The sequence below is a fragment of the Kistimonas scapharcae genome, assembly GCF_039540975.1.
Classification (GTDB): Bacteria; Pseudomonadota; Gammaproteobacteria; order Pseudomonadales; family Endozoicomonadaceae; genus Kistimonas; species Kistimonas scapharcae.
The window spans coordinates 18,047-29,943 of record NZ_BAABFL010000035.1 but is presented as its reverse complement, the minus strand read 5'-3'; the positions used below and the strand labels follow the sequence as shown (position 1 = coordinate 29,943).

9 protein-coding genes are annotated in these 11,897 nt (G+C 53.6%); all 9 read left to right on the top strand.

Annotation, left to right across the window (positions count from 1 at the left end; genetic code table 11):
• Positions 1-359 (top strand): hypothetical protein (locus tag ABD892_RS02475; RefSeq protein ID WP_345193489.1); only part of this gene is annotated, 359 nt, incomplete at its 5' end.
• A gap of 37 nt (positions 360-396) precedes the next feature.
• Positions 397-1,140 carry a phage tail tube protein gene (locus ABD892_RS02470; protein ID WP_345193487.1) on the top strand — a complete coding sequence of 248 codons (744 nt, stop codon included), beginning with the start codon at positions 397-399 and terminating at the stop codon, positions 1,138-1,140.
• Position 1,141: 1 nt separating this feature from the next.
• Positions 1,142-4,129 carry a tape measure protein gene (locus ABD892_RS02465; protein ID WP_345193484.1) on the top strand — a complete coding sequence of 996 codons (2,988 nt, stop codon included), beginning with the start codon at positions 1,142-1,144 and terminating at the stop codon, positions 4,127-4,129.
• The gene (locus ABD892_RS02460; RefSeq protein WP_345193481.1) at positions 4,129-4,512 is read left to right on the top strand and encodes a hypothetical protein; all 384 of its coding nucleotides are present in this window, start codon (positions 4,129-4,131) and stop codon (positions 4,510-4,512) included. The genes ABD892_RS02465 and ABD892_RS02460 overlap by 1 nt, the downstream gene beginning before the upstream one ends.
• A gap of 18 nt (positions 4,513-4,530) precedes the next feature.
• A complete protein-coding gene (locus ABD892_RS02455) occupies positions 4,531-8,058 on the top strand; it encodes a hypothetical protein (RefSeq protein ID WP_345193479.1) in 3,528 nt (1,175 codons plus the stop codon).
• Complete coding sequence (locus ABD892_RS02450; protein WP_345193477.1) at positions 8,058-9,101, top strand: hypothetical protein; 1,044 nt, start codon at positions 8,058-8,060, stop codon at positions 9,099-9,101. The genes ABD892_RS02455 and ABD892_RS02450 overlap by 1 nt, the downstream gene beginning before the upstream one ends.
• Entirely contained in the window at positions 9,101-9,676 is a 576-nt protein-coding gene (locus ABD892_RS02445; RefSeq protein ID WP_345193474.1) for a hypothetical protein, read from the top strand. Before ABD892_RS02450 ends, ABD892_RS02445 begins: the two co-directional genes overlap by 1 nt.
• Positions 9,669-11,585: a hypothetical protein gene (locus tag ABD892_RS02440; protein WP_345193471.1), complete on the top strand. Its 1,917-nt coding sequence runs from the start codon at positions 9,669-9,671 to the stop codon at positions 11,583-11,585. Before ABD892_RS02445 ends, ABD892_RS02440 begins: the two co-directional genes overlap by 8 nt.
• Positions 11,585-11,818 carry a hypothetical protein gene (locus ABD892_RS02435; RefSeq protein ID WP_345193469.1) on the top strand — a complete coding sequence of 78 codons (234 nt, stop codon included), beginning with the start codon at positions 11,585-11,587 and terminating at the stop codon, positions 11,816-11,818. The genes ABD892_RS02440 and ABD892_RS02435 overlap by 1 nt, the downstream gene beginning before the upstream one ends.
• Positions 11,819-11,897: the final 79 nt, after the last annotated feature.

The following is an 11,897-nucleotide window of genomic DNA, read 5'->3' as shown; positions in this document are numbered from 1 at the left end:
AATCCGTTTGTGCCAACGTCAAAGTCGGCTATCCCGCCACCGGTCTTGAGGATGACTTGGAAGTGCCGGCCATACTGGTGCAGTTGGAATCACTCACTGAACTCAACCGCAGTGGCCATCGTGGGCTTTACCAGCTGCAATTGCTGATCAGTCTGGCGGTTCGCACCAGTGAGGCATCCACTGAATCACTGCTGCAGCTCAGCCATCAGGTCCGTCAGGCATTAGTGCCGGGTACCAGGCTTTGCCCTGAATCGCGCAAACACCAACTGACGGAAACCCAGTTTGATATCGCCCCGGCCCATGGACGGCTGTCGTTTGCGGATATGGGCCTACACATCGAAACCGTTCTCGTTCCCTGAACATTTCCACTATCCCAAACAAGGAAAGGATATCCCTATGTCACAAGTGGATCGTAGTTTTATTGGCGCCGGTAGTATTCATATCCAGCCGTACGACCAGTCAGCACCTTTGTTGCCGGTAGGCAATGTCAGCGAGTTTACCTTCAGCTTTGAGGAAGAAAAGAAGGAGCTAAAAAACTACCTGGGCGGTGGCGGCAACCGTAATGTGGTGTCACGTATTTCAGGGATTACCGGTTCCATCACCGCCCATGATTTCACGGCAACGAATATTGCCCTGGCCCTGCGCGCCTCGGTCAGTGAGATTGGTGCAGGTGCGGTGACCGACGAACCTCATGTCAGCCACGGTATTGCCGATGAGCTGATTCCCTTCGACAAGCTGCCGGACATTAATCAGTCAATCACCGTCAACGATAGCCTGGCCAGCCCGCTGACGGAAAATGTGGATTATGAACTAACCAAATCCGGTATCCGTGTATTGGACGGCGGCGTCATCAACGATCAGGGAATTACCGTGTCCTATACGCCGCTGGTCGCCAATGCGGTACAGGCACTGGTGGAGTCAGGTCGTGAGTTTGCGCTTTTTATGGAAGGACTCAACGATGCCCAGGAAGGCTTGCCATTCAGCATCCGGGTGCATCGGGTGAAATTCTCTCCGGTGCAGAACCTGGGCTTTATCTCGGAAGACTTTGCCAGTATTCCGCTGGCCATGGACATTCTTGCCGACCCGACGATTAGTAGCGCCGGCCTGAGTCCGTTTATGCGGCTGGATCTGGCGCAATAACGTGGCGACCCTGCGCGATTCGGCCATCCGGCTCACCCTCAAGGCTCGTGATCTGCTCTCCGGTGTCATTCGCAAATCCGCAGACTCCCTAGGTGAGCTGGATGACCGTGCCCGTGATCTCAAAACCGAACTGAAAGCGTTAGAGCGTCAGGATCGTTTGCTGACGGCGTTCCGGAAACAGGTCACCACGGTACGGGATAGTAATCGGGCCTATCGGGAGGCACAAAACCGTGTCGTGGAGCTGGCTCGGGCCTACGGCAAAACAGAACAACCTTCCAAACGCCTGCAACAGCAGTTGACCTCAGCCCGCAAGACCGTTAGCGCGCTCAATGATCAGTACGGAAAGCAGCGGGACAAGCTGGCTGAACTCCGTCGCTCCCTTGAAAAACAGGGGCTCTCGAATCGCAATTTGGCTGGCCAGCAAGCATCTCTGCAACAAAAGCTCAAGGCGACAGCCGAAGCCTACCAGTCTGTTTCCCGCAAGGCTCGAACCACCCGTGAGACGCTGCGTCGCAACCGGTTTCGTCAAACTGCATCAGACGCCGACAATGCTCGGAAAAGCGTTAATCGGTTGTCGGGATCTTTCCTTCGTCTGGTCACCGCCGCCTCGGGGCTTTACCTCATTAAACGTGCACTGACAGGGATTCTGGAAACGGGGGATCGGTTCGAGCGTCTACGCATCCAGCTCAACGCCATCATGGGTTCCATTGAAGCAGGGGGCGAGGCAACCGACTGGATCCGCGAGTTCACCCGCAACACGCCATTGCAACTGCAACAGGTTACCGATGCGTTTGTTACCCTGAAGAACTTTGGCCTGGATCCCATGGGCGGTACCTTGCAGGCGCTGGTAGACGTAAACAGCAAGCTGGGAGGCAGTTATGAACGACTGCAGCGTATCAGTCTGGCGCTGGGGCAGGCCTGGGGTAAGCAGAAACTGCAGGGCGAGGAACTCCGGCAGTTGATTGAGGCCGGTGTCCCGGTCTGGGAGCTGCTGGCCAATGTCACTGGTCGTAATGTCACCGAGCTTCGCAAACTCTCCGAGCAGGGCAAGCTGGGCACTGATGTCATCCGGGGATTGATCACCGAGATTGGACGTTCGTCGTCCGGTGCTGCGGCGGCCAATATGCAGTTATTGTCTGGTTATGTCTCAAACCTCAAGGATCGCTGGGAAGAGTTCAAAAATGCGGTCGCTGAAAGCGGCTGGCTGGATTATGTGAACTCAGCCCTCGCTACTCTCAGCAGCAAGCTGGATAAACTCGATAAGGATGGTCGGTTACAGGCGCTGGCCCAAGCCATTTCAGACAGTTTCATTGCCATGGCAGAAGGTATCCGCGGCGCCTTTGATGGCATTACCCTGGATGACTTTGTCGAGCGGGTGCGTCAGGGATTTACCAGCATTGCTGAGCAGGCCAGCGGCATTGTTGGCGCCTTTCGGATCATCGGCAATACCATCAGCGTTTTCTTTAACAGCTTTACCCTGGTGGTTAAAGGCGCTGCGACGTTTATCAGTGGCGCCTTGGCGCAGATTACCCAAGGCGTCGCTGATGTACTGGAGGTCTTTGATGCAGATGAGCTGGCTGAGAAAACCCGTCACTTCAGTGAGGCCACCCGAGATGTGATGTCCGGCTTTGCCCGGGAAACAGCTGAAGACGCAAAACAGATCCGTGCGAACCTCGATAACATGGCCTCAGCATTCACCGGTAGCCAGAACCAAATACAGCAAGCGACAAAGCAGACTGCCGCCAAGGTCAAAACGGCCAACGAGGCTGTGCAGCAGAGCAATGAGGAAACCGCTGAATCCACCGCCAGTCTTTACAGCGATATCCAGACTGCAATGGACGCCATTGATGCCTCGGACACTAGTGCCGAGCTGGCGGATATCGGTGTCATACTGGCTCGTTCCTATAACGAACAGAAGCTCTCAGCGGAGGATTACCAGAGCGCTGCAGAAAAACTCAAAGATAAGCTGAAAGAGCTCAAGGACGCCGCCAAAGAGACTTCTTCCGGTTTTAAATCGATCAAAAGCGACGGTGGCGAGGCATTCGCAGGACTTACACAAAGCGCCGGTAACGCCCAATCGATCACTGGCATGATGGCCAACCATATCAACGGTATTACCAGTGAGCTCCATGCCATGAGTCCTGCGGCAGAAGCCGCATTTCAGGCGATCAATTCCGGCAACAGTAGCGATGGTATTCGCAATACCGGTGGTGAAATAGAAAAGCTCAGGGATCAACTGGGCAAGGCACGACAAAAAGCTGATGACCTCAGTCAGTCCATGGGACACCTGGAAGCATCCGGACTCAGCGACTGGTTCAAGAATACGGCTATCGCTGCAGAGGCCACCAAGGTTAAATTTCTGGAACAGAAAATTGCCTTTGAAGAACTGATGCAGGCATGGCAAAGCGGTGAGAGCACCGCACAGTCGTTTACCCGTCAGGCGTCTGCAATGGGTAGCAGTCTGAACCTGCTCAATGATGCTGATCTTGGTGCTTTGACCGGCGCCCTGGATCAGGCCCGCCAACAAATGGATGCCCTGAACGACAGCACCCGCAATACTCTGGAAAGTCTGCAAAATGAACTTGATCAGTTGCGTGGCAATACCGAAGCGGTAGAAAAACGGAACTTTGAACAACGCAACAGGGAGTTAGAAGCGGAACTGGACGATGCTCGCCAGAAGGGCGATGGTGAGTCCATCAATAATCTGGAAAAAGCACTGCGGCTTAATCGACAGGTGTATAACGAAAAGCGTCGTCAGCTTTACGATGAGCAACGCAAGGAACGCAGCCGTGAGGAAGATCAACGTCCGGCCTCACAACAGCCAAAACTCACACCTGCTAATCCTCCGCAACAAGTCAACGCTCCAGCGACTCCCGAGAAGATCATTCGTTTGGAATATCCCGGCGGGCAAGTCGATGTCGGCCTTCGTGACAGCGACGAAATGAAACTGCTCAAGGCGCTGGAGACCGCCGGAATGAGATCCATCTGATGACGCTGGATGACATTGAACTGCCCGATGATCTGCTTTGGGTGAATGAATACCAATGGCAGCCCGTCGCGCAGGAAACAGAGCGAACCCTGACCGGCGCCTTGCTGGTGCAGGAACAGGCGAAGCTGTATGGGCGGGAGATTGAGCTTTCCGGGGAGCAATCGGGTTGGGTTTCTCGATCCATAATCGAAGCACTCAAAGTACTGGAAGCGGAAGCTGGCAAGATCATGACTCTGACACTTGCTGATAGCCGTACCTTTTCAGTGATCTTCGACCGCAGCAATGGCGCGGCAGTCGAGGCCCAGCAGGTGCTTCCCTACGCCTACCCCGATAACGATTACCTTTACTCGCTCACCATCAGGCTGCTGACTGTCGCACCCTGATCACACGGAGAACCATGGATGGCAATTCTTCCGGATGACGTCAAACTCTACGGCTCGCAACGTCTGACCGACGAGTCTGACGGCGGCGGTCGTGCCACCGGTAATGAAGTGATTGACGGAGATATCAATAACCTGTTCCGGGATATTTCCCGCATTGACCGGACTATTGGTGATGTCTCTCTGCGAAAGGTCTATGCCGGTGTCAGTACTGACAATACTGATCCTTACCTTGGCGCCCACCTCATTATTACCGAGCCTCCGCAGGATACCAAAGTCGATGTTCTGCTGTTCAATACTGACAGCCAGACTGATGAGCGTACTGAAGCCCGTAACCGGATTGAGTCCTATGTGGTTCCGGCCGTGGATTCATCATGGGAGCTATTGGGTGATCAGTTGGTGGGGCAGCGCAGCATTCAATCTGTACAGCGCTCTGAAGACAGGTTGCCGGAAATAGGTGAAGTGTACCGACTGCTGGATGAGAACACCGGGGGCGAACAGTACATCCGTATTACCGATGTCACCGCTAGCACTGAAACCTTCACGATCAGTCGCAATGACAACTATGTGGACTTTGTCCGTCGTCGGCTAACGCTTGGCATCAGTTCACCATTGGAGCAGACATTTCCTGGAGGAACAGCAACACCCAGCGGCACCGAACGCAGGGACAGCAAAACAATCACCCGGGTGCAAAGTACGCAGGTGGCTGATGCCGCTAAATACTATGGAGCCTCTCACCTCAAGGAAACGGCAAGCGCCAACAGTACCAAAATCAAGGTCAACAGTATCTATGCCCACCTGGTACCCAGTGCTACCAGTGAGACCGCCGTGATTGATGAACCGGGTTACGGTGCCAGCCGTCAGATCCTGCCAACGCGCAATGGCACACTGAACACGACACTGGTATTTGGCCATATCCAGGGGAACCAGTCCCGCTCTTATCTTGGTGCCGGTGTGGTGCGCGGAAGCCTTATTTTATCGGTAAGCGGGGCTACCTACGAAGACAACGGCGCCGGTGCACTCATCCATGTCTCCGGCTCCGATGCCTTCGAGCGCATTACCATTGATTACGAAACCGGGCAGATCGACACATACCGGACAACCAGTTATTTCACCGGTAACGCCAGCGCCACCTGGCAGCCGGGTACCGCTGCTACAGGCGTCAGTGTTTCAGAGGTGTTACAGATTGAATTGCAGAACCGGGGCTTTACCTACACCTTTGCTTTTCCTGAGGAGAAACCGCGGCCCGGTAGTTTTGTGCTGAGTTATATGGCGCTGGGCAAATGGTATGAACTGCGCGATCCCGGTAATGGACTTCTGACCGGTAACGGCAGTGGAACCATAGATTTCGCCACAGGTTCCGTTGCGGTGACGCTGGAGGCCATGCCCGATGTGGATACGGCGTTGGTGGTGAGTTATTCCTTGCCGTTTGCTGATGAGCTGACCATCCATACGGGCTCAGCGGTCGCACAACAGCCTGAGATTCGTCATGTCACAGCGCACCCGGGGATTAAACCGGGTAGCGTCACCGTGACCTATATCAGTGATGGCCAGAGCAAAACCCTGACAGATAATGGCGCGTCCATTCTTTCCGGCGCAGGTACCGGCAGCCTGATTTATGCCTCTGGCGAGCTGGCCTTTGTGCCGGAATCGTTGCCCGATGCTGGCACAGCAATAACAGTCAGCTATGAACAGGGCAACCAGATTACCAGCCCGGTCACGGTGGATGTAGATGGCAGTGGCACTGCTACCGGCACCATTCCCGGTGCACCTCTGTTGCCCGGCAGTGTGAAACTGTCTTTTACCTGTGAGCGGATCGGTGAAGTTCCCAGCGCCTGGAAGGGTTCCAATACCAAACCCATCGAGATTTATGATCGGGTCTATAACGTCACGCATATCGCATCCGATGACAGCAGCGGGGGCTGGAACGGTCGCGCCGGTTCCATCAACTATGCCACTGGCGAGTTCTCTCTCGAGGCTGAGCAGAACTACAACTATCAGACCTACAAGATCAACGCCTACAACTATGAGTTCGCTGGCAAGACCTACACCCGCCAACGCATCGAAGCGGATACCACCACACTGACGGAAACCTACCAGGGTAATACCATGTCCGTGGTGGCGCAGGAGAATGCGCTGTCCCATCTGCCAGAAAACGAAAGCGTCACGGTACCTGATCTGGTTATAAAACTGCTGCCACATACTTCAGAGCCATTGGTGCCAGGCTCGGTGATGTTTGAGTTTGGCGGAGCGTTTTATCAGGATCGCGATGGCGCCATCATCAAAAACCTTTCCACTGCTACCAATGCAGGAACCATTGTTGGCACCATCGATTATACCGGATCAGAAATCACTCTCAGTCAATGGTCAGATGGGGCGAATCCTGCTGTGAATCTGGTGGCCTCTGCGACGACGGCGGCCGGTTACCAAACTGACCGAGTGGCTTTTCGCACACCCGGAGCACCCATTCGCACCGGTAGTCTGCAGATCAGTGCTTTACGAGCAGATACCGGAGCCACTATTAGCGCCCAGGCCGATAACAATGGCCTGGTCAGTAGTCCGGAAATGTTGGGTTATATCGATTATCAGAGTGGCTGGTGCCAGATCGAGTTTACGGATGTTGTGAATCCCATTCATGTGATTCCGCAGTCTATTCGCTTCAACAGTGTGGTGCTGACCAGCATTCCGCTGGACAGTGATTTGGTTGGTCTGGATCCGGTGCGTTTGCCTGCGGATGGTCGTGTACCTATTTACCGTACCGGTGATGTTGTGGTCCTGGCTCATACCGGCACCACTACAGTGAACTCGCCCATGGCAGGGCAAACCGTGTCATTAAGTCGGGATCATCAGGCTGAAATCACAGTAATGGATGATACCGGTACACCGGTCAGTAGTGCTGATTACTCTGCGGATCAGGAAACTGGCACTGTAACCTTTGAGAACGATCTGGCCGGTACGCTCACCATCCATGACCGCATTGAGCAGATGGCGCTGGTCAGTGATGTGCAGATCAGCGGTGATATCAGCTTAGCCACACCGCTGGTCTGGGACTTTCCGACCGACGAAACCCTGGTCAGCAGTGCAGTAATTTATGGCGATCTTCAGTCCCGGGTACACGACGAGTTCACCCAGCGCACATGGGACAGCGGAGAACCCAACTGGAGCAATCACCGCATTGGTGATGACACCACCGCACAATACAACCTGATCAACTATCCCATCGAGGTCAGCAACAAGGGAGCGGTAGACGGCCGCTGGGCGATTATTTTTACCAGCAGTAGTACCTTCCGTGTGGTTGAGGAAAACCTTGGCATCATCGCCACAGGTTCCACCAATAGCGATTGCGCGCCACTGAACCCGGAAACCCATGTCCCTTATTTTATTATCCGGTTTGATGGTTGGGGCACCGGTTGGAGCAGCGGCAATGTGTTGCGCTTCAACACCACTGGCGCACTGGCACCTTGTTGGCTGGTGCGAACGGTGTTGTCAGGGCAGGGCTCCACTGACGATGACCGATTTACTTTGCAGATTCGGGGGGATGCAGACTGATGGCAACCCTGGCAATAGGCAACGGCAGTCAGATCAATCCTTTCCTGATCCAGACACCGGAGGACTTTGAGGCAGTCTGGCATCATTCGGAGAACTATTACTACGAGTTGACCACCGATCTGGACATGGATGGTCGCTACCTCAACCAAAACGACAATGGCGGCAGTTTCCATCTGGACGGTAAGGGTCACAAAATCATCAACATGACCTGTGATAATTATTGGCACTTCTTTGGCTTTGGCGATATCCGCAATATTGAGTTCTACATTGCCAGCGGCCTGACCAATGGATTACACCAGACTTGTTACAATGGCGCGGTGCTAAAGGATGTGCGAGTGCATTGGCAGCATAATGCCGATGTCTATTTATCAAAATCATGGCCGCAAGGTCAGCCGGTTTATCGGAACGTAGTACTGAGTGGTTTGGCGACGCTCAAGTACATCGCCAACCAGGGTGCCTTCGATACCAGCGGTTGTTATGTGGCGATGAATCGTGATCCAGGGACGAATGATGGTGAGCTGGTTAGCGATATTTATGATCCAGCGGAATACGTCAATCTGGATCCTGCCCTCTGGAATCTGACTGCAGGTAGTGTTCCTTCCCTGATACCGCAGACCGGCGACTACAGTCGTTATACCCATGTGCTGGGCACGACGCTGGTAGATGGTAGTCCTGTTCCAAGAACTGTGCGGGCAGTGACCATGCAACGCCATGAACTGATCGCACAGCTCGACAGCGCAGGTGATGGCAGTTTTGAGCTGGTCACCAGCCCCTACACCGATGGGATTCTGGTGTATGCCTTTGATGAGTACGGTAGCCTGCTGAAGGCTGACACAGCTTACAGTGTTGGTGCGATTACCCATCCCCAAACACCCAATGGCTATCGCTATTTCTGTATTCAGGCTGGTACGACAGATACAACACTTCCCGAAGAACCGTGGCCGACGGATCAGCTGGCCAGCGGTACCGCCATCTTTGAAGCCCATAAACTCCGCCAACCCATACTGCACGGACCGGTCACGCCGAAAAGGATTCTTGGCTGATGGGCAGTTACATTCCAAACCCTAACGCACTGGTATTGTCAGTACAGGGCGGGTATGACGCACCGGCTGCCGCCAATGTGGTGCTTGATGTTCCATCACCGGATGCAGCGCAGACCTTTGTCAGTGGCACGGTGTCGTTGAACGGTGAACCGGCAGATAAAGAGATCGTGGTCGTTTCCTACCGCGTGCAACAACGGCAGGGTCAATTGCCGGAGCGGACCATTATAGCAAGCGGTCAGAGTGAAACAGATGGTAGCTTTGATATTGACCTGAACGGCTTTGCTGAACCGGTATTGGTGCTCGCCATGGATGACTATGGCGATACTTGGCAGGCGAATACCCGTTACATTGTTGGTGATGTCATTCGCCCAACAACCGGTAAGTTCGAGGGTTTTGTCTACGAGTGCCTGGCTGAAGGGATATCAGGCTCATCGGAGCCGGAGTGGTGGGTGGATAATGACAGCACTAATACCGGGCTGGTGGGAACGGCGGTCTTCAAGGCAAAGCCTTTTTATCAGGCCATTGTTCATGGACCTTTGTTGCCGGCCATAAGAAACAACACGGTCGATGGCTGATTATATTCCTGATCCAGCGAGTTTAACGTTGGAGGGCGGCAGTGACTATTCAACGCCTGATGGGGCAAGTATTACCCTTGACGTGGCTTTCGGTGAGCCAGTCAATCCACCGCCTGTCAGCTGGCCGGTAGCGCCATCAATAACACGACAATGGCAGGCACGCTGGGAACCAGCAGTTGATAAACAGCAGGGCATAAGGATTGGCTGGCGGCCTGCGAGTCTGCAAATAAGTGAGGTGCAGCTCCGACTTCAGACTGCGACAATAAAGCTTGAGCCTGAATTGCAATCTCTCTGGGATAAGATTCCCGACAAGGATAGTGACTCCATTCAGTTCTGGGCCAGTAGTCACCGTTGTGAGTCTGACGCAGCAGGCTGGTGGGGTGATGTTCCTGCCAAAGACGCTGTACCTACCCGTACAGGTTGGGATGACAGTATTACTGCAAAAGAGATCAGCAGCGGCATATGGTGGGGAAATCCTCCCGGGAAAGATCAACGGCATGGCGCTGGCTGGTATCGGGTACAGGAGCACTTGCCCGACGATAGAGAGCCGAAAACGTATATTCCGGAACCGGCTCGTCTGGCCTTTGTGTTTCAGGGTGGACTCTATACTCCAAGCGAGAATGATGCTGTCTGGTTTGCCTTTGGTTCACCCGTAAGCCCAAAAGCGAGCAGACCACGTAATAGCAGCATGCAGTCGTCGTGGAATTTGGCAGAGCATTACAATCCTGCCTATCAGCTGCCTTGGGGAGAAGGGTGGAGCCAGCAACGGCGCGATGTGGATTACAGTATTCGGTTTGCAGCCAATACCGACCCTGTTGACCCCACAGATCCAACCGACCCGTCTGATCCCAAACCCCCTGAACGACCCGCCGACAAGGATACTTGGCTCATCATGAACACCATCAGTGTTGTCACGCTGCCGGATCAGCAACCACTGGATGTCACTGAGCTGGCCATTGAACTGGATATCGACAGTTTCACCTGGCAGCTGTCAGCGCAGATCAACAATCGCGCCAGTCTTAATCGGGTAGCGCCAGATCAGAATGGCCCGAAGGAAATCGAAGTCACCATTAACGGCTGGCGGTGGGTATTCATCGTTGAGCGTTATGAGGCTAGCCGCAGTTTTAACCGGGAGCGCTATCGGATTCACGGTGAGAGCAGAACGAAATTGCTGGCAGCACCTTACGCGCCTCTTCGATCCCACAGCGAGAGCTCACCTATCAATGCCAAGCAGGCAGCAATCCAGCAACTTGAGAACACTGGTTTTACTCTGGACTGGCAGAGCGAAGGCGACTTCGTCACACCGGATTGGACCTTTCAGGAAAATACCTTCTCTTACCATGAACAGACGCCGATACAGGTCATAGCTCGAATTGCAACGACGGCTGGAGCGGTTGTTATTCCATCTGCGGCGGAAGATGTCCTCACCATCCAACCTCGCTATCCGCAAAGCCCGTGGGACTGGCAACCAAAAACTGCAATCACGCAGTACATCATCCCCGAGAGCATGGTCATCAGCCTTTCAGCCCAATGGAAACCAGAGCCACAATACAATGCGATTTATGTGTCGGGGATTCATGCTGGTGTTTCTGTAAACATCAGACGCCAGGGAACAGCTGGTAATGAACCAGCACCGGATATTTACGACGACTGGCTGTTGGATGTAGGGCTAAATACTGAGCGGGGAAGGAATGAACTGGCCAAGACTGGCAATCAGTCGATTGTGACGCTGGAGTTGCCATTGATGCCAGTTGGTGAGCCGCCGGGGTTAATTTTTCCGGGTAAATTGGTTGAGGTTATTGAGGCTGGCAAGTTTTGGTATGGGCTCAGCCTATCCGTTTCTATAAGTGCTGTAGGTGGTGGAAATGGCAGGGTGACTCAGCGAGTAGAGCTTGAGAGGCATTACTAATGGCATCAACCAATATCTGGCAGCGTTTCAAGGGACTAATACCTACAGGAAGTCGTTATGTTGTTACTATCATTGCTCTTAACGGTAATGGCACGAGTCAGGCACTGTTACGGGATGGTTCAGTTGTTGTGGTTGATGGTGAGTCAGCCTCTGTTGGTAGTAGAGCCTTTATTGTTGATGGGAACGTAGTAAGTAAGGCGCAGGAGTTACTCCAATACGAGCAAGAAATCTGATGGCCGAGAATTCGTAGGTTTGAGAGGGTTTCATACTCAAAAGGCATTAGTTTAAATGCATATCGTATATGCTCAAAAT